This is a genomic window from Streptomyces sp. NPDC039480 (assembly GCF_055597165.1).
The window spans coordinates 364,487-386,195 of record NZ_JBVITX010000008.1; the positions used below are offsets into that span (position 1 = coordinate 364,487).

Sequence of the window (21,709 nt, forward strand, 5' to 3'; positions counted from 1 at the left end):
GCCCACAGTCTGAGGTCCGGTACCGCTGACAGGGAACACTTGACCGCTATACGGACACGACGCTCACACGTCGTGAAGAAACATGCACATCAAGTTCATCTGTTGTTCACGCGCGCCGCGTGCCACTCCCGCAGCCCCGCGATCACCAGGACCAGCCCCGTCGCCCCCGCCGACCACAGCAGCTGCGGCCGCGCCCCCTCGTCCGTCAGCATCAGACCGAGCACGACGGCCATCGCGGCCAGCGCCGCCCACGTCAGATACGGGAACGCCCACATCCGCAGCACGAGCCGCTCCGGGGCCTCCCGCTCGATGCGCCGGCGCAGCCGCAGCTGCGAGACCGCGATCAGCGCCCAGACGAAGAGGAGCACCGCGCCGACGGAGTTGAGCATGTAGAGGAAGACGGAGTCCGGCCACTTCAGATTGAGGACGACGGACACGAAGCCGAAGGCGACGGACGCGAGGACCGCGCGGCGCGGCACCCCGCCGCCGGACACCTTCAGGAGGGCCTTCGGCGCCTCGCCGCGCTCGGCCAGCGAGAAGACCATCCGCGACGAGCCGTAGAGGTTGGCGTTGAGCGCGGAGAGCAGCGCCACGAACACCACGATGTTCATGATGGTCCCGGCGGACGGCACCCCGATCGAGTCGAGGACCGTCACATACGGGCTGGCGCCGGCCTGCTGCGCCGTCCAGGGCAGCACCGTCACGATGACGAGCATCGACCCGACGTAGAAGAAGAGGATGCGGTAGACCGCGCTGCGCACCGCGCGGGCGACCGACCGCACCGGGTCGTCGGACTCGGCGGCCGCGATGGTCACGACCTCCAGGCCGCCGAACGCGAAGACGACGGCGAGGACGCCGGAGACGACGCCCTCCCAGCCGTTCGGCAGGAAGCCGCCCTGCCCGGTGAGGTTGGTGAGGCCCACCGGGTCCGTGTCGGGCAGCACGCCGAAGACGGCGAGCAGCCCGAGGACCAGGAACGCGACGATCGCGAAGACCTTCAGGGCCGCGAACCAGAACTCGAACTCGCCGAAGTTCTTCACCGAGGCGAGGTTGGCCGCGGTGAACACCAGCATGAAGATCAGCACCCAGGCCCACTGCGGCACCGCGGGCGCCCAGCCGTGCGCGATCTGCGCGGCGCCGGTCGCCTCCACGGCGAGCACGACCACGAGCAGGAACCAGTAGAGCCAGCCGACGCTGAACCCGGCCCAGCGGCCGAGCGCGCGCTCCGCGTGCACGGAGAAGGAACCGGAGGCGGGCATCGCGGCCGACATCTCGCCGAGCATCCGCATCACGCACATCGCGAGCGCGCCCGCGATCAGATACGAGACGACGATGCCGGGGCCCGCGACCGAGATCCCCGCCCCCGACCCCACGAACAGTCCGGCGCCGATGACGCCGCCGAGCCCGAGCATGGTGAGGTGACGCTGTTTGAGACCGCCGGAGAGCGGCTCCTGCGCCGTCTCCTTCATGCCCCCGGTGCCGGGTTCCGAGCGGTCGGGGGGTGCGTCGTGCATGGTGCTCAGGCTGCTCTCGGGGTCACAGGACTTTGGCGGGACTCCACAGTCTCCCCGGGCAGCCGCCCCTCGCGCAAAACGGGGCACCCACCCGCCGACCTCCGTGACGAGCGTCACGCCGTCCGAGGTGTACGGACAGCGCTTTGTACGGAGCCCACCAAGGCCCCGCCCCCGGGTTGTCGGCCGATGACCGTGTTCCCGCGCCACCGCCTGGGATAGCGTCGACGCGTTCCCCACCTGCCCACGTCCCCGCGGAGTCCCGATGAGCATCGCCGCTGCCACCACCCGTCCCGGCCAGGTCCTCGCGGACCTGCTGCCCGCGTCCCGCGTGAAGGACGCGGCGCTCGTGCTCGGCGGCGCCGCGCTCACCGGGATCGCCGCCCAGATCGCGGTGCCCGTGCCGGGTTCCCCGGTGCCGGTGACCGGTCAGACCTTCGCCGCGCTGCTCGTCGGCACGTCGCTGGGTGCCCGCCGCGGCTTCCTGTCGCTCGCGCTGTACGCCCTCGTGGGCATGGCGGGCATGCCGTGGTTCGCCCAGGCGGGCTCCGGCGTCGCGGCCCCGTCCCTCGGCTACGTCCTCGGCATGCTGCTCGCCGCCACGGTGGTGGGCGCCCTGGCCCGCCGCGGCGGCGACCGCTCGGTGCTGCGCACGGCGGGCACGATGGTCCTCGGCTCGGCGATCATCTACGCGGTCGGCGTCCCGTACCTGGCCGCCGCCACCGGCATGTCGCTGACCCAGGCCGTCGCCGCCGGCCTCACGCCCTTCCTGATCGGCGACGCCCTGAAGGCCGCGCTCGCGATGGGCGCGCTGCCCACGGCGTGGAAGCTCCTCGACCGCTGACGGCCCGCCCGGCCACCGGCCGGGCTATCCGATGTTGTGGTTCCGCCTGAAGAGGTTCGCCGGGTCGTACGTGGCCTTCAACGCGGCGAGCCTCTTCAGCGTTTCCGGGTCGTACAGCCCCTCCGGCCGGTCGTTGCCGCCGAAGACGAAGTTCAGGGAGCGCCCCAGGGCCTGCGGCGCCAGGAGCCCGAACGCCTCCGCGTGCACCTTCCGCTGGGCCTCGACGTCCGTGCCGTCCAGCGGCGACAGGAGCCGCAGGAGCCAGCCCGCCTCCCGGTAGGGCACCGCGTTCCGCGCGGGCCGCGCCAGGGCCCCGCCCAGGTGGTTGAGCTGCAGGACGTGCATGGTGGCCGCGCCGGGCCCGGCGAGCGCGAGGACGTCGACGGCCGCGTCGACGTCGAGCCCGCTCAGGAGCACGTTGTCGCCGTAGAAGGCGTGCGGGAAGTCCGGGTCGCCGTGGATGGAGGGGCTCTCGGCGTACGGCATCTCGCGCAGCGTGTCCGAGACGGTGGGCCCGATCTCCCGCAGCGGAGCCACGAGCCGCTCGCCCTCGGCCGCCGGGCCGGTGAAGGCGACCCGGATCAGGAGGAGGTAGCGGCCCCGCAGGTGCGGCGGGAGCTGCGGCAGGTCCGGGTAGACGAGCGCGGCGAGCGACGAGGTCACCTCGTCGGGCAGGGTCCGCGTCCACTCTTCGTAGCCGCGCAGCACGGCGGCCGGGTCGACCGCGCCGCCGTCGAACGCGACAGCGCCGCCGTACAGCCTGGCCACCGGCAGCAAACCGATCTCCAGGCCGGTGACGACGCCGAGGTTCGCGCCGCCGCCGAGCAGCCCCCAGCAGAGCTCGGGGTCGCTGTCCGCCGTGACGTGGCGCAGGACGCCGTCCGCGGTCACGACGTCGAGCGAGCGGACGTGGTCGGCCGCGTAGCCGAACTCTCGGCCGAGGATGCCGAGTCCGCCGCCGAGGGTGTACGAGACGGCGCCCACGCTCGGCGCCGTGCCGTTCGGCGGGGCGAGGCCGTGCTCGACGGCGGCCTCGACGACCTGGCCCCAGCGGGCGCCGGCGCCCACGGTGACGGAGCGCGTTCCGGGGTCGACATGCACGGCGTCCATCCGCCGCGTACTGACGAGGACGCCGCCCTCGGACGCTCCCGGCACACCGTGCCCGGTGGCCTGGACACCGACGGGCAGACCGGCCTCCGCGGCGTACGACACCGCTGCGACGACGTCGTCGGCGCTCTCCGCGCCGAAGACGATGGCGGGCCGCGTCGCGAAGCCGGTCTGCATTCCGGCGAGTTCCTCGTCGTATCCGGGCTCGCCCGGCCGGAACACGAGTCGCTGTGCGGTGAAGTCCACGGGAGCCTCCGTTGGGCGGCGGGGCGGTGTCCGGCCGCCGCTCTGCCTGCATACGTCGAGACGGGTGTCTCGTCTGTCAGGGAGAGCATCCCTCACAGACGTGAACACCCGTCGTCAACTGCCCCGGTGCTCCACCGGGATTCAGGTCAGGCGGCCGTCCTGGGCCGCACCTTCTCGCGCACCAGCGAGAAGACGACGACGAAGGCGGCGGCGAGGAGCGAGAGCAGCACCTGCTTGCGTCCCGCCTCGTCGGTCAGCATGTAGACGAGCACGAACGAGATCATCGCGATCGTGACCCACGTCAGATACGGGAAGAGCCACATCTTCACGACCAGCTTTTCGGGCTCCTCGCGCAGGATGATCCCGCGCATCCGCAGCTGCGTGAAGCTGATGATCAGCCACACGAAGAGGGCCACCGCGCCCGAGGAGTTGAGTAGGAAGTCGAAGACGGTGTCCTTCCACTGGTAGTTGAACCAGACGGCGACGAAACCGAAGACGACGGAGCCGAGGATCGCGGCCATCGGCACGCCCCGCGCGTTGGTGCGCGCGAAGGCCTTGGGCGCGTCACCGCGCTGGCCGAGCGAGAAGGCCATGCGGGAGGCGGTGTAGAGGCCGGAGTTGAGGCAGGAGAGCACGGCGGTGAGGACGATGACGTTCATGACCTGGCCGGCGTGCGGGATGCCGATCGAGTTCAGCGCGGCGACGTAACTGCCGTGCTCGGTGATCGACTTGTCGTTCCACGGCAGGAGCGTGATGACGACGAAGATCGAGCCCAGGTAGAAGACGCCGATGCGCCAGATGACGCTGTTCGTCGCCTTGGTGACGGCGCGCTGCGGGTCCTCGGACTCGCCGGCGGCCAGGGTGACGATCTCGCTGCCCATGAAGGAGAAGACGACCATCAGCACACCGGTGAGGATGGCGCCCGCGCCCTTGGGCATGAAGCCGCCCGCGTCGGTGAGGTGCGCGAATCCGGCGCCGGGGTTGTCGGAGCCGGGCAGCAGGCCGAAGACGGCGAGCAGACCGATGACGACGAAGCCGCCGATGGCGACGACCTTGATCCCGGCGAACCAGAACTCGAACTCGCCGTACGAGCCCACCGACACGAGGTTCGTCGCGGTGAGGACGACCATCACGATCAGCGCCCAGCCCCACTGCGGGACGGCGGGTATCCAGCCGTTGAGGATGACGGCGCCTGCGGTGGCCTCCACCGCGAGCACGACGACCCAGAAGAACCAGTACAGCCAGCCGATGGAGAAGCCGGCCCAGCGGCCGAGCGCCTGGTCCGCGTAGGTGGAGAAGGAGCCGGAGGCGGGCCGGGCGGCGGCCATCTCGCCGAGCATCCGCATCACGAGGACGACCATCGTGCCGACGAGGGCGTACGAGATCAGGATCGCGGGCCCGGCGGCGGCGATGCCGGAGCTGGAGCCGACGAAGAGACCGGCGCCGATCACACCGCCGATGGCGATCATCGAGAGGTGGCGGTTCTTCAGACCCGCCTTGAGGCCGTCGCCGGTGTCACCACTCTGGCCTGACTGCGGATCCCCAGGGGATGCGGGGCTGCTGTCTGCCTTCGCAAGGGAGGGTTGCGAGGTCATGGACGAATCCTTAAGTTCTCGGGTCACGAGCCCCCGCATTCAAACTCAGGGGTGAACGGGACGGAAGTCCTGAATCCGGATCGTTGTATTCCGGCCAATGGCCTGGACCAAGGTCCCGCCCGGGGTGATTCCGGGGAGATCTCGACAAGATCAAGGTCCTGCCCGGTCGCGGCTACCCGCCCCGCGACATGCCACACTCGGTCCCATGCGCGTGTACCTCGGCTCGGATCATGCCGGCTACGAACTCAAGAACCACCTGGTCGAATGGCTCAAGAGCCATGGCCATGAGCCCGTCGACTGCGGGCCCCACATCTATGACGCCCAGGACGACTACCCGCCGTTCTGCCTGCGCGCCGCGGAGAGGACCGCCGCGGACCCGGAGGCCCTCGGCATCGTCATCGGCGGCTCCGGGAACGGCGAGCAGATCGCCGCGAACAAGGTGAAGGGCGTGCGGGCGGCCCTGGCCTGGAGCGAGCAGACCGCGGCGCTCGGCCGCGAGCACAACAACGCCAACGTGATCTCGATCGGCGGCCGCATGCACAGCCAGGAGGAGGCGACGAAGTTCGTCGAGATCTTCCTGGCCACGCCGTACTCGGGTGAGGAGCGTCACACGCGCCGCATCGAGATGCTGTCGCGGTACGAGGAGACGGGCGAGCTGCCCGCGATCCCCGCCCACCACCCGCAGTCGTAGCGAGGCCGCGGGGCCCCGCCCCGGACCCCGCTCCTCAATCGCCGGAGGGGCTGATCCTCAGCCCCTCCGTACTCACGTCCGGAGGGACACCGTGCCGGAGGGGCACACGATTCACCGGCTGGCGGCCGACCACCGGGAACGCTTCCAGGGCCGCCCGGTCCGGGCCACCAGCCCGCAGGGCAAGTTCTCCGACAGCGCCGCCCTCCTCACCGGCCAGGTGCTGGACACCGCCGAGGCCCACGGCAAGCATCTGTTCCTCGGTTTCGCCGGGACCGGCTGGGTCCACATCCACCTCGGCCTCTTCGGCAAATACGCCCTCGGCGAGTGCCCCGCCCCGCCTCCCACGGACACCGTCCGCCTGCGCCTGCTGACCGAGTCGTACTACTCCGACCTGCGCGGCCCCACCACCTGCGCCCTCATCACGGACGAGGAGAAGCGGGCGATACACGACCGCCTCGGCCCCGACCCGCTGCGGGCCGGGGACGACCCGGAGAAGGCCTACCGCCGCATCTCCCGCAGCCGCACCACCGTCGCCGCCCTCCTCATGGACCAGAAGGTCATCGCGGGCGTCGGCAACGTCTACCGGGCGGAGGTCCTCTTCCGGCACGGCATCGACCCGTACACCCCCGGCAAGGACCTCACCGAGGCGCGGTGGACCGCGATCTGGGCGGATCTCGTGGAGCTGATGCGCGAGGGAGTGCGGCTGAACCGCATCGACACGGTCAGGCCCGAGCACACCCCGGAGGCGATGGGCCGCCCGCCGCGCGTCGACGACCACGGCGGCGAGGTCTACGTCTACCGCAGGGCGAACCAGCCCTGCCACCTCTGCGGCACCGACATCCGCACCGCCGACCTGGCAGCCCGCAACCTCTTCTGGTGCCCGACCTGCCAGCGCCCGGCCTGACCCGGGCCCACGACCCCGCTGCCCCGAACCGCCTAGAACCCGTGCGGCAGCCACGGTGCCACGGGCGAGCCGAAGGCCACCGAGGCCTCTGCCAGGGCGCCCTGGCGCAGTTCGCGCACCCGGCCCGCGCCCGCCAGGGACGTCAGGGACGTGCCGCCGAGGTAGGCGGCGCCCAACTCCCGCACGGACAAGGCGAGATCGGCCGCATCGTCCGTGCGCTCGCACGAGGCGCCCTTCGCGTCGCCGGTGAGCCGCCAACGCCCCGCGTTCCAGGGGCAGAAGGCGTCCTCGACCTCGAACGCCACGTCCAGGGGCGTCTGATACGTCCGCGCCTCCAGTGCCGCGCCCACCTCGACGAGCCGCACGTGCAGCATGTCGGCCACCCGCAGGTCGCACCGGCGGACGTCCGAGACGAGCTGGAGCAGCGGGTCGTCCACCGGCCGGTTCCGGGCGACGACCGACGACGTCAGGTCGATCTCGAAGAGGAACCGCCACAGCGCCGCGTACGCCGCCGGGTCGAGTGCCTCGATGTCGCGCACCCTCACCACGCCCTTGGGGCCCTTCGTGTCCCACTCCGGCTTGATGGCGTACCGCACATAGCCGACGAGCTCCCCCGCGCGCTCGGCGACCACGCACTGCAGCGGTGACGCGCCGTCCCTGTCGTCCTTCGGGTCGAGCAGCCCGAGCCGCTCCCAGCCCGGCTGCCGGGCCAGCATCCCCGGACGCCCGGTGACCAGGCGTGCGTACAGCGCCTCGCACGCGTCGTGGACGTCGGCGGCCTTCGCGTACCGGAGAGATACGTCATCCGTACCGGCCGGGACGGACAGCCGGACCCGGGTCGTGTCGATGTCGGCCCGCAGGATCTGGGTGGCCGCGCCGTACCCGAAGCGGCCGTAGATGGCCGGCTCCGACGCGGTCAGCACGGCCAGCGCCTCGCCCCGCGCGCGCACGTCGTCGAGCTGCCGCCGCATCATCGACGTCAGGATGCCGCGCCGCCGGTGCGTCGCCGCGACGCCCACCATGGTCACGCCCGCCGCGTCCACCAGCGCGCCGCCCGGCACGGAGAGCCGGAAGGAGAACGCCCCCGCCGCCCCGACGCAGGCGTCCCCGTCCCACACGCCCATCGACCGGTCGAACTCGACGAGCCCGCGCCACAGCTCCTGCTCCTCCGGGGCCTCCGGCACGCCGCCGAACGCGACGTCCAACGCCCCGTACCAGGTGTCCCATTCGGTCTTCGCGAGCATGCGCAAGTCTGTCGTCATATGCCATGACTACCAGGGCGATACGCCCGGTGCGACAGGATTTCCACGCCCCGCGGCGCGCCACCGGCGGGGGGACAACCGGGACCTCCCGTGCGAAGTACGCGGCCCGCTGGATAAGGTCCACGAGCAATGGTGGTACGACGAGCAGGACGCGCACGCCGCGCGCACCGCGAACGGCGGGCGGAAGCCGAGACGTTCACGGCCCGGATGAAGAAGAGGGTGCACCGGGCCCGGATCGTGCTGCGCAAATCCGGGGTCGACTACTTCCGCGGCGACGGCTCCGACTGGGTCGCGCTGGCCGGCCTGCTCCTCACCGTCCCGGTGATCACCTGCTGCACGATCGTCAACAACGTGTGGTTCTCACCGGCCGCGCTCGTCCTGCCCATCGTCGCGGGCGGCCTGCTGCTGCGCCCCGCCAGCCTGCTCGGTCTCTACGCGGCGTCGGCGGTGGCCCTCATCGTGGAGTCCGTCCGGCTCGGCCCGTACACCGAAGGCGCCTCCCGCGTCACACCCGGCGTCGTCCTGGTGGTCGCCGCCTGCGGCTTCTTCGGGCTCCTCATCGCCCAGTTCCGCAGCCGGGTCGGCGTCCCCTGGCGCGGCGGCGGCACCATGCTCTTCGACCTGCGCGAACGCATCCGCGTCCAGAGCAAACTGCCGAAGCTGCCGCGCGGCTGGCACCGCGAGATGGCGCTGCGCCCGGCCGGCGGCCAGTCCTTCTCCGGCGACTTCGTGGTCGCGGCCCGCACGAACGGCGGCCGCACCCTGGAGGCCGTCCTCACCGACGTCTCGGGCAAGGGCATGGACGCGGGGTCGCGGGCGCTGCTGCTCTCCGGCGCGTTCGGCGGCCTGCTCGGCTCGCTGCCCCCGCACGCCTTCCTGCCCGCCGCCAACGGCTACCTGCTCCGCCAGGACTGGGACGAGGGCTTCGCGACCTCCATCCACCTCGTCCTCGACCTGGAGACCGGCGACTACGAACTGTTCTCCGCGGGCCACCCGCCGGGCCTCCAGCTCAGCGCGGGCAGCGGCCGCTGGGAGGAGAAGGCCGGGCAGGGCCCGCTCCTCGGTGTCTACGACGGCGCGCAGTTCGACCCCGTCAAAGGCGTCCTGCGCCCCGGCGACGTCCTGATGCTCTTCACGGACGGCCTCGTCGAGACGTCCGACCGCGACATCGCCGAGGGCATGGACCGCCTCACGGGCGAGGCCGACCGCTATGTGGCGGGGGGCTTCCACGGCGCGGCCTGGCATCTGATCGAGGCCGTCGCGAAGGACGTCAACGACGACAGGGCGCTGCTCCTGATCTGCCGGGAGGCGTGAACCGCCCCCGGGCACGACCTAGGGGACGGGTGAAGGCGTCTCCGTCACCGCGCGGTCCCGGCCACCCGGCAGGATCCGCGCCAGCCACTCCGACCGTCCCGCGGCCAGTGGTCCGAGGACCGCGAGCAGCAGCACATACCCCGCGATGAAGGGGGAGAGCCGCTCGTCGAGGCCCGCGCCCGCCGCCATCGTGGCGAGGATCAGCGCGAACTCGCCGCGGGCGAGCAGCGTCGTGGAGATGTTCGCCGCGGGGCCCGCCCCGAAGTCGTACACCCGCGCGGCCCCGAGCCCCGCCAGGACGTTCATCAGGAGTGTCACCGCGACCGCGGCGAGGACCGGCCAGAGCACCACCGGCAGGTCGCCGGGGTCGATGGAGAGCCCGAACGCGAAGAAGAAGATCGCCCCGAACGCGTCGCGCAGCGGATGCACCAGCTTGCGGATGCGGTCGCCGGACGCCGTGCTGCCCAGCATCAGACCGACCATGAACGCGCCGATCGCGTCGGCCACACCGAACCACTCGGAGACTCCGGCGACGAAGACGGCGACGCCGAGGAAGGAGATGACGAGCAGTTCGTCGTCGCGGGTGTCCATCAGCCGGCCGACGAGCCGGGTGCCGAAGCGGGCCGCGAGCGCGAGGAGCAGCAGGAAGCCGAAGGCCTTGCCGCCGTCGAGCACGGCCGCCGAGAGGCTGTCGGCGCCGGACAGGATCGGCTGGAGCGCCGCGAGGTAGAGGGCCAGGAAGATGTCCTCGACGACGATGATGCCGAGGATGGGCCTGGTCTCCGGATTGCCGAGGCGGCCGGTGTCGACCAGGACCTTCGTGACGATCGCGGAGGACGAGATGCCGAGCACTCCGGCGAGGACCAGCGCTTCGGAGGTGCCCCAGCCGAGCGCGAATCCGAAGCCCAGGCCGGCGCCGACGTTCAGGGCGAGATAGGTGCCTCCGGCGAGGGCCATCTTGCGGCCGCCGGTCTTGAGGTCGTCCAGGTGGAATTCGAGGCCCAGGTAGAAGAGCAGCAGGACCAGGCCGAGCGCCGAGAGCATCTCCAGGTCGTGGGGGTCGGAGACCAGGACCACGCCGGGGGTGTGCGGGCCGAGGAGGATTCCGGCCAGGATGAACAGGGGAATGGTGGGGAGTCCGATGCGGCCGCCGAGACGGGCGAGGACGGCGGCGGCGAGAAAGGCTCCGCCCATGGCTATCAGGGTGTCTGCGTGTCCGATGGGCCCGCTCCTTCGAGATATCGGGTCAAGGGTTCGTAAAGAACGCGTCAATAGTTAGCTTACCAAAGGGTTTCCCGGGGGTGCGGGTGAGCCGACCGGAGGGGTGCCGGTGAGCCGAGGGGTGGGGTTTCCCCTACCTGGCATCGGCCGGGAGCCGTCATGGTCCACAGCACCCCCTTCTCCGTACGTTCAAGAGGTCGAATTCGTACGGAGAGGTGGACAGGGACATGGGGCTGCGGCGGAAGAAGAACCAGGTCGTCGAGGAGGACGTACGCGTCGTCGGCGCGCCGGCACACGGCGACTGGGCCGTCGAGCTCCGGGGCGTCCGCCGCCAGTACGGCCGCGGCTCCGGCGCCGTGCACGCCCTCGCCGGCATCGACCTCGCCCTGCCCCGCGGCAGCTTCACCGCCGTCATGGGGCCCTCCGGCTCCGGCAAGTCCACCTTCCTGCAGTGCGCCGCGGGCCTCGACCGGCCGAGCGCCGGCACCGTCCGCCTCGGCGGCACCGAGATCACCGGCATGAGCGAGAACAAGCTCACCGCCCTGCGCCGCACCCGCCTCGGCTTCGTCTTCCAGGCCTTCAACCTGCTGCCGTCGCTGACCGTCGAGCAGAACGTCGTCCTGCCGATGCGCCTCGCGGGACACCGCCCCGACCGCCGCAAGGCCGCCGAGATGCTCACCCGCGTCGGCCTCGGCGACAAGGCGCGCCGCCGCCCCGGCCAGCTCTCCGGCGGCCAGCAGCAGCGCGTCGCCATCGCCCGCGCCCTGGTCACCCAACCCGACGTGATCTTCGCCGACGAGCCGACCGGCGCCCTGGACACCACCACGGCCACCGAGATCCTCGCCCTGCTGCGCTCCGCCGTCGACGGAATGGGCGCCACCGTCGTCATGGTCACCCACGACCCGGCCGCCGCGGCCTACGCCGACCGCGTCCTCTTCCTCGCCGACGGCTCCCTCGTCGACCGCCTGGAGCGCGCCTCCGCCGCACAGATCGCCGCCCGCATGACGGCCCTCACCACGCCTTCCTACGCGGGGGTGGCCGCGTAATGGCGTACGTGCCCAACGGCCTCGCCCGCGCGGCCGTCCGCTTCAAACCCGCCGCGTTCGCCGGCACCTTCGTCGCCCTGATGATGGCCTCGCTGATCGTGGCCGCCTGCGGCATCCTCCTGGAGACGGGGCTGCGCGCCTCCATGCCGTCCGAGCGCTACGCGGGCGCCCCCGTGGTCGCCGCCGCCGACCAGTCCGCCCACTTCGTCACCGGCAGCGGCGACAGCAGGTCCGAGTCGAACACCCCGCTGCCCGACCGGGCGCGGCTCGACGACTCCCTGGTCGCGAAGGCCGGTGCGGTGCCCGGCGCCCGCGCCGCCGTCCCCGACGTCACCTTCCCCGTGCACTCCGGCGGCAAGGACGTCACCGCACACGGCTGGGGCTCCACCGCCTTCACCGGCGAGAAGCTGTCCGCGGGCCGCGCCCCGCACCCCGGCGAGGTCGTCCTCGCCGCACCCGGCGCCTCCGTCGGCGACCGCACCACGCTCACCACCGCCGACGGACCCCGCGACTTCCGCGTGTCCGGCACGGTACGGAACCAACAGGGCGCGCCCACCGCCTGGTTCGCCGACACCGAGGCCGTCCGCCTCTCCGGGCACCCCGGCCGCGTCGACGCCATCGCCGTCCTGCCCAAGGCGGGCGTCCCGGCCGACACCCTCAAGTCACAGGTGGCGCACGCCCTCGGCAAGAAGGCCGACGTCCACACCGGCGACGACCGCAGCGCGGCCGAGGGCTCCGAGCTCGCCTACGCCAAGGAACTCCTCACCGCCCTCGGCGGCTCCTTCGGCGGCATCGCCGCGCTCACCGCCGTCTTCACCTCGGCCGGCACCGTCGCGCTCTCGGTCGGCCAGCGCGCCCGCGAATACGCGCTGCTGCGCGCCATCGGCACCACCCCGCGCCAGATCCGCCGCACCATCGCCACCGAGACCCTGCTCGTCGCACCGGTCGCGGGCGCGGTCGGCGTGCTGCCCGGCATCGCCCTGGCCACCTGGTGGTTCGGGCAGCTGAAGGAGAAGGGCGCGGTCCCTGAGGCCGTCGACCTGTCCGTCTCCTTCATCCCGCTCGTCGCCGCCGTCGGCGTCGCCGTCCTCACCGCACTCGGCGCCGGGTACATGGCCGCCCGCCGCCCCTCCCGCATCAAGCCGGGGCAGGCACTCAGCGAGGCCTCCGTGGAGCGGCTGCCGCTCGGCTGGATCCGTACGCCGCTGGGCGTCGCCGCCGCCGTCGGCGGCGCGGTCTTCGCGGGCTTCGCCGCGAACAACACCGGCGAGGACGCGGCGAACGCGGCGCTCGGCGTCGTCATGCTCTTCATGCTCGCCGTGGCCCTCCTCGGCCCGCTGGTGGCCCGCGGCTGCGCGGCTCTCTTCGGCCTCCCGCTGCGCGGCGCCGGAGCCTCCGCCGCACTGGCCGCCGCCAACTCCCGTACGAACGCCCGCCGCCTCGCCTCGGCGATCACCCCGATCGTCCTCGCCATGGCCTTCTCCTCCGTCCTCGTCTTCATGCACACCAGCGAGGACCGGGTCGCCGCCGACCAGCAGCGCGAGGGCATCACCGCCGACCACATCGTCACCTCCGACGCGGGCCTCGCCCCGGGTGCCGTGACGAAGGCCGCCGACGCCGACGGGGTCACCTCCGCCGTCGGTCTGCTCAAGACCTCCGTGCTCGTCCCCGTCGGCTCCGGCGGCGACCGCTGGCTGGAGTCGGCGTCGGCGCAGGGCATCACCGGCTCCGCCGCCGACCTCGCGAAGGTCCAGGACCTGAAGGTCGAGACGGGCGCCCTGCGACTCGGCAGGGGCGAGATCGCGATCGACGCCAACCTCGCCCGGTCGGCGCACGTGAAGGTCGGCGACCGCATCGACATCCGCCTGCCCGACGGCACCAAGGCCACACCGAAGGTCGTGGCGACGTACGGCAGGGGCCTCGGCCTCTCCCAGGCGACCCTGCCCGCGGCCGACCTGAAGCAGCACGTCACCTCGTCCTTCACCACCGAGATCTGGACGAAGGGCGGCTCGGAGCAGGCCCTCGCCGGCCTCGGCACCCTCCAGGACCGCGACGGCTACGCCACCGCCCAGTCCCTCGACCGCGAGCTCAACGCCTGGGCCAACACCACGATGGCGGCCGTGCTCGGCGGCTTCGCGGCCGTCGCCGCGGTCAACACCCTGGTGATGACGGTCCTCGACCGCCGCCGCGAACTCGGCACGCTGCGCCTGATCGGCTCCACGCGCCGCCAGGTGATGCACATGATCCGCTGGGAGGCGCTGCTCGTCGCCTGCGCAGGCATCGTCATCGGCTCGGCGATCGCCCTCGCCACGCTCGTCCCGATGATGAAGGGCCTGACCGGCGAGTCCCCGTACATCCCGCCGCTGACGTACGGCTCCTTCGTGGGCGCAATCCTGGTCCTGGGGCTGGCCTCGGCGACGATCCCGGCGCGGGCGGCGCTAAAGTCCACCGCGTGATGTCCCTACTCGAGGTGGAAGCCCTCGCCCGCGAGGCCCACGCCGCCCAGACCGACAAGGCGGGCCGCCCCTACGCCGAGCATCTGCGGGCCGTGGCCGACGGGGTGCGGGCGAGGGGCGGCGACGACGAGCAGATCGCCGCGGCCTGGCTGCACGACTCCGTCGAGGACGACGCCCTGTCGGAGCGCTGGCTGCGCGAGGCCCCCCTCGCCCCGCGCACGAAGGACATCGTCCTGGCGCTCACCAAGCGCGCGGGGGAGTCCAAGGAGTCGTACGCGGAACGCATTCTCGCCACCCCCGGCGCCCGCCTCGTGAAGGAGGCGGACCTGGCCCACAACGCGGACCCGGCCCGCCTCGCGGTGCTCGACGCGACGACAAGGGCGCGCCTGACGGCGAAGTACGCCACCATGCGCGCCCTGTTGGGGATCGGCTGAGGACCCGCTAGCCGGACCTGCCCCGCTCCCGGGCGAGTTGCGCCGCGTCCCGCTTGAAGGCCCACTCCATCTTGGGCTCCATCGCGAAGCGGAACATCCTCTGCACCGGAGGAGTGCACAGCAGGGTGACGACCGTCGCGGCGACCGCCGTCACGAAGATCTCGCCGAGCGGCTTGTGCAGCCACTCGTAATTCTCGAACCAGCCCCAGAAGCGGGAGCCCTTGGCGAGGAAGCCGTGCAGCAGATAGCCGTAGAGCGTGCCGGCGCCGAGGATCGTGAACCACATCTTGCGGCGCGGCACCCACGCGAAGAAGCACGCGGTGAGGACGACGGAACAGCCGAAGAGCGCCAGCGTCATCACGATGCCGACCCACCACGGCACGCCCAGCTCCTGGGCGCTGTCGCGGCGGTAGAACCACACGGAGGTCATCCGGGGCGCCGCCCAGTAGGCCAGGAGCACCGCGGCGGCGAAGACCGGCACGGACAGGATCCGCACCTCACGGCGGCGCACCAGCTGGAAGTACTCGGGCTTCATGAAGAGGCCGAGCACGAAGAACGGCATGAACTGCAGGACGCGCTGCAGATCGAGGTCGTCGCCGATGTCGGGCGAGATCACCGCGAGCATGGCGACGGCCAGCGCGAGCGGCACCGGCCAGCGCACGATCTTCCACAGCGGCACGGTGAGCCGCCACACGAAGAGGGCGACCAGGAACCAGGTGAGGTACCAGGGGTCGAGCAGGCTGATCGGATGGCCGGGGTCGTCGTCGGCCCAGCGCTTGAAGAGGCTGTACGCGACCTCGAAGACGACGTACGGCACGGCGACGCCGGTCACGAGCCGCTGCAGCCGGTCGGGACGCATGTCGAAACTGCGCGAGAAGTAGCCGGAGATCACGATGAACGCCGGCATGTGGAAGGTGTAGACGGTCATATACAGCGCCTCGGCGGCGCGGCTGTGATCCGTCAGGGGTTCCCATGCGTGGGCCATCGCCACGAGGACGATCGCCAGGTACTTGGCGTTGTCGAAGAACGCGTCCCGCTGCTTGGCGGGCTTCGTCGCGCTCTGGGCGGTGCTGCGGCCGACCGGGGTGGGGGGAGCTGTGGCGGTGGCCTGCGGGGTCGGGTGGGGGGCGCGGGGGATGGTGACTCCGGCCGCCGGCACCTGGGCCGGGGGGAGCGGCGCCCGGTGGCGTCCGTGCGGGTGCACCGAGTTGGTCACAGGCCCTCCCACCACGAGCTCGGTGAGACGATCCGGGACCGCACTGCGCCTGCGGGGGTGGTGGCAGCGTGGAACATCTGAGGCACCCTAGCGTCGCCCCGGTGTATTCGTAAAACCCCCGTCGCTTTCGTCGACTCAATCCCCGGGAATCGGTTGCAGTGACAAAGAGAGTCGACAAAGAGATGTGGCAGTATGCACGCGCAGCGCGTCCGGTACGTCACAACTCATCCGGTTTAAATGGTGCATAACACCCCCGGGTGACACCGGTGAAATGTCCGGTTGGCCGAATTGGAATTTCTTGCGAACGTCGTGTGTGGCGATGGCAACGATCACCTGGAATTCACGGTGTCCGCAAGTCGTCGAATTGCTGTGCGACGGTGCGCCGCGCGGGCCCCCGTAGGGCGCCCCCGCGCGCCGGGGTCGGAAAGCGTTGGCCGACGATGTGTCACCGGCCGCATGGAGGGGGCCTGTTGGTGGCACGATGGTTTCTGGCGGGGGTGTGCGGGGCCGTACCCCCCGGGCCGGGAGAGCGACCGACCTAGGGTGTGATCAGTGTGGCCATTTCGCTGTCAGTGGTGCTGCTGTTGGCGATCATCCTTGTGGTGCTGATCCGAGGGGGATCGCTCAAGACGGGCCCCGCGATCGTCGCGGTGCTCTTCGGCTTCTTCCTCGCCTCCACGGGCATGGCTCCGTCCATAAACCGCTTTCTCAACGAAGTGGCGGAGACCATCAACTCGATCAGCTTCTGACCGATCGGCTTCTGGAACGGCGAAACCCCAGACCGTGGCCGGCCTGGGGTTTCCTCCGAAGAGCGGGCGACGGGAATCGAACCCGCGTAGCTAGTTTGGAAGACTAGGGCTCTACCATTGAGCTACGCCCGCACAGTTCGCGCCACGGGCGGAAGCCGCGGCACGACAGGCATCGTAGCGGGTCCCCGGGCCCCGGCGCACGTGCCCCCTCACATCCGGCCCCGTTTAACCGGGAGCCGCACTGCCTGCGGGCATGTACCCTACGTGTCGCACCGACGGGGTGTGGCGCAGCTTGGTAGCGCGTCCGCTTTGGGAGCGGAAGGCCGTGGGTTCAAATCCCGCCACCCCGACCACCTTGTTCCTCCCCGCGAGGCCCACCGTTCCTCTCCGCGAGGCTCCGGCGAAGATCGCATTGTGGCTCGGCTCCCGCTTGCCGTTACTATGCAAGTTGTGTGCCCGTGTGTCTCTGAGCCGGGCAGAATCCCAAGAAGTCAGCCCCAAGGAGACCGAACCGTGAAGAGCGCCGTGGAGACCCTGAACCCGACTCGGGTTCGGCTCACTGTTGAGGTGCCCTTCGAGGAGCTCAAGGACAGCCTCGACGCGGCCTACAAGAAGATCAACCAGCAGGTCACGGTGAAGGGCTTCCGCAAGGGCAAGATCCCGGCCCGAGTCATCGACCAGCGGTTCGGCCGTGGCGCCGTCCTCGAAGAGGCCGTCAACGACGCGCTCCCGAAGTTCTACACCGAGGCCGTCAACGAGGCCGAGCTCAACGTCCTGGGCCAGCCCGAGGTCGACATCACCGAGCTCAAGGACAACGAGACCCTCAACTTCACCGCTGAGGTCGACGTCCGTCCCACCATCGAGATCCCGGACTACTCCGGCATCGAGGTCGAGGTCGACGCCATCGAGGTCAGCGACGAGGACGTCGACAAGGCCGTCGAGGAGCTGCGCGAGCGCTTCGCCTCCACGTCCCCGGTCGAGCGTGCCGCCGAGGACGGCGACGTCGTGACGATCGACCTGCAGGCCAAGGTCGACGGCGAGGTCCTGGAGGACGGCGTCGCCTCCGGCGTGTCCTACACGATCGGTTCCGGCGAGCTCCTCGAGGGCATCGACGACGCCGTGAAGGGCCTGGAGGCCGGTGGCGAGGCCACCTTCACTTCCGAGCTCAAGGGCGGCTCGGCCGCCGGCAAGGAGTCCGAGGTCACCGTCAAGGTCACCCAGGTCGCCAAGCGTGAACTGCCGGAGCTGGACGACGACTTCGCGCAGCTCGCCTCCGAGTTCGACACCCTCGACGAGCTCAAGGCCGACAGCCGCAAGCGCCTCGAGAACATGAAGCAGTACGACCAGGCGACGCAGGCCCAGGAGCGCGTGCTGGAGAAGCTGCTCGAGCTGGTCGAGGTCCCCGTCCCCGAGAAGCTCCTCGCGGACGAGATCCAGACCCGCAAGCACAACCTGGTGAACCACCAGCTCGGCCAGATGGGCCTCGACCTCGCGAAGTACCTGGAGATCCAGGGCAAGACCGAGGAAGAGTTCGACGCCGAGACCAAGGAGCAGGCCGAGAAGGGCATCAAGACGCAGTTCGTCCTCGACGAGCTCGTCAACAAGGAGAAGCTGAACGTGAACCAGGAGGAGCTCACCGAGCACCTCATGCGTCGCGCGCAGTCCTCCGGCATGTCCCCCGACCAGTTCGCCCAGGCCGTCGTCGAGGGCGGCCAGGTCCCGATGCTGGTCGGCGAGGTCGCCCGCGGCAAGGCCCTCGCGGTCGTCGTCGAGGCCGCCACGGTCAAGGACACGAACGGCGAGGTCGTCGACCTCGAGGACGAGGATGACGAGACGGCCGAGACCGTCGAGGCTTCCTCGGACGAGGCCGCCGAGGAGAAGACCGAGGCGTGACCGCTGCGCTCGGCTGAACGCATACCGGGGCTCCCGGGACTTCACGGTCCCGGGGGCCCCGGTGCCGTTTCAGGGGGCGCGGGGAACTGCGCGGCCCGCCCTCACGGCCCGCCCTCGCGTCTGCCGCCGAAGGTCCCACGGCGGGTGCGGCTTGTATCTGGTTGCTCGCGCAGTTCCCCGCGCCCCTGACGGGGCACGACCTGCGCTCACAGCGAACAGTCAGGCCTCCGGGATTCCCGGAGACCCCCCGCGCGTTAGGGTCCATGAATACGAGGGCAGGGGAGTCCCCGACGCCGCCCCGGAGCGGCGCCGCACGCGGGCCCCCGGCCCCAGCTGAAGACGTGAGACGGCCCGGCGCCGTCGTAAGACGAGCAGGTGGATACGTGACGAATCTGATGCCCTCCGCCGCCGGCGACCCCTCCATCGGTGGTGGCCTCGGCGACCAGGTCTACAACCGGCTGCTCGGCGAGCGGATCATCTTCCTCGGCCAGCCGGTCGACGACGACATTGCCAACAAGATCACCGCACAGCTGCTGCTCCTTGCCTCCGACCCGGACAAGGACATCTACCTCTACATCAACAGCCCCGGCGGCTCGATCACGGCCGGCATGGCGATCTACGACACCATGCAGTACATCAAGAACGACGTGGTGACGATCGCGATGGGCATGGCCGCCTCCATGGGCCAGTTCCTGCTCAGCGCCGGCACGCCGGGCAAGCGCTTCGCCCTGCCGAACGCCGAGATCCTGATCCACCAGCCGTCCGCGGGCCTCGCCGGCTCCGCGTCGGACATCAAGATCCACGCCGAGCGCCTCCTTCTCACCAAGAAGAAGATGGCCGAGCTCACGGCGTTCCACACCGGCCAGACCGTCGAGCAGGTCACGCGCGACTCGGACCGCGACCGCTGGTTCGACCCGCAGGAGGCCAAGGAGTACGGCCTCATCGACGACATCATGTCCAGCGCCGCCGGCATGCCGGGCGGGGGCGGCACCGGAGCCTGAGCCCCTTGGCTCAGCGCCCCGAAGCCGATACCCAAGCCCCTCCCTTCTCAGGAGAATCAGAGATGAACCACTTCCCCGGCAGCGGCCTCCTCGGGCGTGCGCAGGCCGAGAGCGGCCAGGCCGAGTTCACCGGCGCCAGCGCCGAGTCCCGTTACGTCATCCCGCGCTTCGTCGAGCGCACCTCGCAGGGCGTGCGTGAGTACGACCCGTACGCGAAGCTCTTCGAGGAGCGCGTGATCTTCCTCGGCGTGCAGATCGACGACGCGTCCGCCAACGACGTCATGGCGCAGCTCCTGTGCCTGGAGTCGATGGACCCGGACCGCGACATCTCGATCTACATCAACAGCCCGGGCGGTTCGTTCACGGCCCTCACGGCCATCTACGACACGATGCAGTTCGTGAAGCCCGACGTGCAGACCGTCTGCATGGGTCAGGCCGCGTCCGCCGCCGCCGTGCTCCTCGCGGCCGGCACGCCCGGCAAGCGCATGGCTCTGCCGAACGCGCGGATCCTGATCCACCAGCCCTACAGCGAGACCGGCCGCGGGCAGGTCTCCGACCTGGAGATCGCCGCCAACGAAATCCTCCGGATGCGTGCGCAGCTGGAGGAGATGCTGGCCAAGCATTCCACGACGCCGATCGAGAAGATCCGCGACGACATCGAGCGCGACAAGATCCTCACGGCCGAGGACGCGCTCTCGTACGGCCTGGTCGACCAGATCATCTCCACCCGGAAGATGAACAATTCCTCGGTGGCCTGACGCAGCGCTGTAGCATCTGCCGCTCCTCGGCACGGTTCGCGCACGACTCGCGTCGAAGTGAACCGTGCCAAGGGGGGCCCGAACGGGGGGCCCGGCAAGGTACCGTCGGATAGAGGCACCAGGAGCCGCTGAACGTGGCGTCTCCCAGGCGAAGGGGAAGCACCTCGTGGCACGCATCGGTGACGGCGGCGATCTGCTCAAGTGCTCGTTCTGCGGAAAGAGTCAGAAGCAGGTCAAGAAGCTCATCGCAGGCCCCGGTGTGTACATCTGCGACGAGTGCATCGACCTCTGTAACGAGATCATCGAGGAAGAGCTCGCGGAGACGAGCGAGGTGCGCTGGGAGGAACTCCCCAAGCCTCGCGAGATCTACGAATTCCTTGAGGGCTACGTCGTGGGCCAGGAGCCCGCGAAGAAGGCCCTCTCGGTAGCGGTGTACAACCACTACAAGCGGGTCCAGGCCGGAGAGAACGGCGGCGCACAGGGCCGCGACGACGCGATCGAACTCGCGAAGTCCAACATCCTGCTGCTCGGCCCGACCGGCTCCGGCAAGACGCTCCTGGCACAGACACTCGCCCGGATGCTGAACGTCCCGTTCGCCATCGCGGACGCGACGGCGCTGACGGAGGCGGGCTATGTCGGCGAGGACGTCGAGAACATCCTCCTGAAGCTCATCCAGGCCGCTGACTACGACGTCAAGAAGGCCGAGACCGGGATCATCTACATCGACGAGATCGACAAGGTGGCCCGCAAGAGCGAGAACCCGTCGATCACGCGCGATGTGAGCGGCGAGGGTGTCCAGCAGGCCCTGCTCAAGATCCTGGAGGGCACCACGGCCTCCGTGCCTCCGCAGGGCGGCCGCAAGCACCCGCATCAGGAGTTCATCCAGATCGACACGACGAACGTGCTCTTCATCGTGGGCGGCGCCTTCGCCGGCCTCGAGAAGATCATCGAGTCGCGGGCGGGCGCGAAGGGCATCGGCTTCGGCGCCACCATCCGCTCCAAGCGGGAGCTGGAGGAGAAGGACCAGTTCGAGGACATCATGCCGGAGGACCTGGTGAAGTTCGGGATGATCCCCGAGTTCATCGGCCGCCTCCCCGTGATCACCTCGGTCCACAACCTCGACCGCGAGGCCCTGCTCCAGATCCTCGTCGAGCCGCGCAACGCGCTGGTGAAGCAGTACCAGCGCCTGTTCGAACTCGACGGTGTGGAGCTGGAGTTCGAGCGCGAGGCGCTCGAGGCCATCGCGGACCAGGCGATCCTCCGCCAGACCGGCGCGCGCGGCCTGCGCGCCATCATGGAGGAAGTCCTCCAGTCGGTGATGTACGAGGTTCCGTCCCGCAAGGACGTGGCCCGCGTCGTCATCACGTCGGACGTCGTCCGGTCGAACGTGAACCCGACGCTGGTGCCCCGCGAGGCGCGCGGTCCCGGCGCCGGGGAGCAGAAGTCGGCGTAGGCCCGGCA

At 70.6% G+C, this 21,709-nt stretch carries 18 protein-coding genes and 2 tRNA genes; 13 read left to right on the top strand and 7 right to left on the bottom strand.

All coding sequences use genetic code 11. The features are described from left to right. Positions 1–95: 95 nt before the first annotated feature. Complete coding sequence (locus ACZ56E_RS25750) at positions 96–1,514, bottom strand: amino acid permease (protein ID WP_471217661.1); 1,419 nt, start codon at positions 1,512–1,514, stop codon at positions 96–98. Positions 1,515–1,776: 262 nt separating this feature from the next. Here ACZ56E_RS25750 and ACZ56E_RS25755 point away from each other — a divergent pair, with 262 nt between their 5' ends. Further along, a complete protein-coding gene (locus ACZ56E_RS25755; RefSeq protein WP_398297800.1) occupies positions 1,777–2,355 on the top strand; it encodes a biotin transporter BioY in 579 nt (192 codons plus the stop codon). Between the two features lie 24 nt (positions 2,356–2,379). Here ACZ56E_RS25755 and ACZ56E_RS25760 read toward each other — a convergent pair whose 3' ends face one another. Then, on the bottom strand, positions 2,380–3,639 hold the full coding sequence (locus ACZ56E_RS25760; protein WP_471217789.1) for an FAD-binding oxidoreductase: 1,260 nt from the start codon (positions 3,637–3,639) through the stop codon (positions 2,380–2,382). 215 nt (positions 3,640–3,854) lie between these two features. Next, on the bottom strand, positions 3,855–5,303 hold the full coding sequence (locus ACZ56E_RS25765) for an amino acid permease (protein WP_471217663.1): 1,449 nt from the start codon (positions 5,301–5,303) through the stop codon (positions 3,855–3,857). A 205-nt stretch (positions 5,304–5,508) separates the two neighbouring features. Here ACZ56E_RS25765 and ACZ56E_RS25770 point away from each other — a divergent pair, with 205 nt between their 5' ends. Together ACZ56E_RS25770 and ACZ56E_RS25775 are read left to right on the top strand one after the other, a co-directional pair. Then, positions 5,509–5,994 carry a ribose-5-phosphate isomerase gene (locus ACZ56E_RS25770; protein WP_471217665.1) on the top strand — a complete coding sequence of 162 codons (486 nt, stop codon included), beginning with the start codon at positions 5,509–5,511 and terminating at the stop codon, positions 5,992–5,994. A gap of 91 nt (positions 5,995–6,085) precedes the next feature. Then, positions 6,086–6,898, top strand: a complete 813-nt coding sequence (locus ACZ56E_RS25775; protein WP_471217667.1) for an Fpg/Nei family DNA glycosylase — start codon at positions 6,086–6,088, stop codon at positions 6,896–6,898. Between the two features lie 32 nt (positions 6,899–6,930). Here the strand turns inward: ACZ56E_RS25775 and ACZ56E_RS25780 are convergent, their stop codons facing one another. Further along, positions 6,931–8,160: a GNAT family N-acetyltransferase gene (locus ACZ56E_RS25780; RefSeq protein WP_471217669.1), complete on the bottom strand. Its 1,230-nt coding sequence runs from the start codon at positions 8,158–8,160 to the stop codon at positions 6,931–6,933. A gap of 129 nt (positions 8,161–8,289) precedes the next feature. Between ACZ56E_RS25780 and ACZ56E_RS25785 the strand changes: the two genes are divergently transcribed. After that, on the top strand, positions 8,290–9,474 hold the full coding sequence (locus ACZ56E_RS25785) for a PP2C family protein-serine/threonine phosphatase (protein WP_468601160.1): 1,185 nt from the start codon (positions 8,290–8,292) through the stop codon (positions 9,472–9,474). Between the two features lie 18 nt (positions 9,475–9,492). Here ACZ56E_RS25785 and ACZ56E_RS25790 read toward each other — a convergent pair whose 3' ends face one another. Then, positions 9,493–10,668, bottom strand: coding sequence for a cation:proton antiporter (locus ACZ56E_RS25790; RefSeq protein WP_471217671.1), 1,176 nt, complete (start codon positions 10,666–10,668; stop codon positions 9,493–9,495). A 254-nt stretch (positions 10,669–10,922) separates the two neighbouring features. Between ACZ56E_RS25790 and ACZ56E_RS25795 the strand changes: the two genes are divergently transcribed. Genes ACZ56E_RS25795 through ACZ56E_RS25805 form a run of 3 tightly spaced genes read left to right on the top strand, consistent with a single transcriptional unit; the run spans position 10,923 to position 14,631 of the window. After that, positions 10,923–11,741 carry an ABC transporter ATP-binding protein gene (locus tag ACZ56E_RS25795; protein WP_471217673.1) on the top strand — a complete coding sequence of 273 codons (819 nt, stop codon included), beginning with the start codon at positions 10,923–10,925 and terminating at the stop codon, positions 11,739–11,741. Further along, on the top strand, positions 11,741–14,197 hold the full coding sequence (locus ACZ56E_RS25800) for an FtsX-like permease family protein (protein ID WP_471217675.1): 2,457 nt from the start codon (positions 11,741–11,743) through the stop codon (positions 14,195–14,197). The genes ACZ56E_RS25795 and ACZ56E_RS25800 overlap by 1 nt, the downstream gene beginning before the upstream one ends. Then, positions 14,197–14,631 (top strand): HD domain-containing protein, encoded by a 435-nt coding sequence (locus ACZ56E_RS25805; RefSeq protein WP_471217790.1) that lies wholly within the window; start codon positions 14,197–14,199, stop codon positions 14,629–14,631. The genes ACZ56E_RS25800 and ACZ56E_RS25805 overlap by 1 nt, the downstream gene beginning before the upstream one ends. Before the next feature lie 7 nt (positions 14,632–14,638). Here ACZ56E_RS25805 and ACZ56E_RS25810 read toward each other — a convergent pair whose 3' ends face one another. Further along, complete coding sequence (locus ACZ56E_RS25810) at positions 14,639–15,847, bottom strand: acyltransferase family protein (RefSeq protein WP_471217676.1); 1,209 nt, start codon at positions 15,845–15,847, stop codon at positions 14,639–14,641. Positions 15,848–16,401: 554 nt separating this feature from the next. Between ACZ56E_RS25810 and ACZ56E_RS25815 the strand changes: the two genes are divergently transcribed. Next, positions 16,402–16,596: a hypothetical protein gene (locus ACZ56E_RS25815; RefSeq protein ID WP_398297777.1), complete on the top strand. Its 195-nt coding sequence runs from the start codon at positions 16,402–16,404 to the stop codon at positions 16,594–16,596. A 61-nt stretch (positions 16,597–16,657) separates the two neighbouring features. Here the strand turns inward: ACZ56E_RS25815 and ACZ56E_RS25820 are convergent. Beyond that, positions 16,658–16,728, bottom strand: a tRNA-Gly gene (locus tag ACZ56E_RS25820). A 144-nt stretch (positions 16,729–16,872) separates the two neighbouring features. Between ACZ56E_RS25820 and ACZ56E_RS25825 the strand changes: the two genes are divergently transcribed. From ACZ56E_RS25825 to clpX, 5 genes are all read left to right on the top strand, one after another. Beyond that, positions 16,873–16,949, top strand: a tRNA-Pro gene (locus tag ACZ56E_RS25825). 160 nt (positions 16,950–17,109) lie between these two features. Continuing rightward, positions 17,110–18,489 carry a trigger factor gene (gene tig, locus ACZ56E_RS25830; protein WP_471217678.1) on the top strand — a complete coding sequence of 460 codons (1,380 nt, stop codon included), beginning with the start codon at positions 17,110–17,112 and terminating at the stop codon, positions 18,487–18,489. Between the two features lie 395 nt (positions 18,490–18,884). Then, complete coding sequence (locus ACZ56E_RS25835; protein WP_190329594.1) at positions 18,885–19,490, top strand: ATP-dependent Clp protease proteolytic subunit; 606 nt, start codon at positions 18,885–18,887, stop codon at positions 19,488–19,490. Between the two features lie 62 nt (positions 19,491–19,552). Further along, complete coding sequence (locus ACZ56E_RS25840; RefSeq protein WP_468601148.1) at positions 19,553–20,248, top strand: ATP-dependent Clp protease proteolytic subunit; 696 nt, start codon at positions 19,553–19,555, stop codon at positions 20,246–20,248. 166 nt (positions 20,249–20,414) lie between these two features. Continuing rightward, positions 20,415–21,701, top strand: a complete 1,287-nt coding sequence (gene clpX / locus ACZ56E_RS25845; protein WP_468601146.1) for an ATP-dependent Clp protease ATP-binding subunit ClpX — start codon at positions 20,415–20,417, stop codon at positions 21,699–21,701. Positions 21,702–21,709: the final 8 nt, after the last annotated feature.

Bases quoted from the DNA above. Each gene is read 5' to 3' on its own strand.
- ACZ56E_RS25780 (WP_471217669.1), bottom strand. From the start codon at position 8,160: ATGACGACAGACTTGCGCATGCTCGCGAAGACCGAATGGGACACCTGG.
- ACZ56E_RS25800 (WP_471217675.1), top strand. From the start codon at position 11,741: ATGGCGTACGTGCCCAACGGCCTCGCCCGCGCGGCCGTCCGCTTCAAA.
- ACZ56E_RS25795 (WP_471217673.1), top strand. From the start codon at position 10,923: ATGGGGCTGCGGCGGAAGAAGAACCAGGTCGTCGAGGAGGACGTACGC.
- ACZ56E_RS25750 (WP_471217661.1), bottom strand. From the start codon at position 1,514: ATGCACGACGCACCCCCCGACCGCTCGGAACCCGGCACCGGGGGCATG.
- ACZ56E_RS25790 (WP_471217671.1), bottom strand. From the start codon at position 10,668: ATGGGCGGAGCCTTTCTCGCCGCCGCCGTCCTCGCCCGTCTCGGCGGC.
- ACZ56E_RS25760 (WP_471217789.1), bottom strand. From the start codon at position 3,639: ATGCAGACCGGCTTCGCGACGCGGCCCGCCATCGTCTTCGGCGCGGAG.
- ACZ56E_RS25840 (WP_468601148.1), top strand. From the start codon at position 19,553: ATGAACCACTTCCCCGGCAGCGGCCTCCTCGGGCGTGCGCAGGCCGAG.
- ACZ56E_RS25785 (WP_468601160.1), top strand. From the start codon at position 8,290: ATGGTGGTACGACGAGCAGGACGCGCACGCCGCGCGCACCGCGAACGG.
- ACZ56E_RS25805 (WP_471217790.1), top strand. From the start codon at position 14,197: ATGTCCCTACTCGAGGTGGAAGCCCTCGCCCGCGAGGCCCACGCCGCC.
- ACZ56E_RS25835 (WP_190329594.1), top strand. From the start codon at position 18,885: ATGCCCTCCGCCGCCGGCGACCCCTCCATCGGTGGTGGCCTCGGCGAC.
- ACZ56E_RS25765 (WP_471217663.1), bottom strand. From the start codon at position 5,303: ATGACCTCGCAACCCTCCCTTGCGAAGGCAGACAGCAGCCCCGCATCC.
- ACZ56E_RS25755 (WP_398297800.1), top strand. From the start codon at position 1,777: ATGAGCATCGCCGCTGCCACCACCCGTCCCGGCCAGGTCCTCGCGGAC.
- ACZ56E_RS25770 (WP_471217665.1), top strand. From the start codon at position 5,509: ATGCGCGTGTACCTCGGCTCGGATCATGCCGGCTACGAACTCAAGAAC.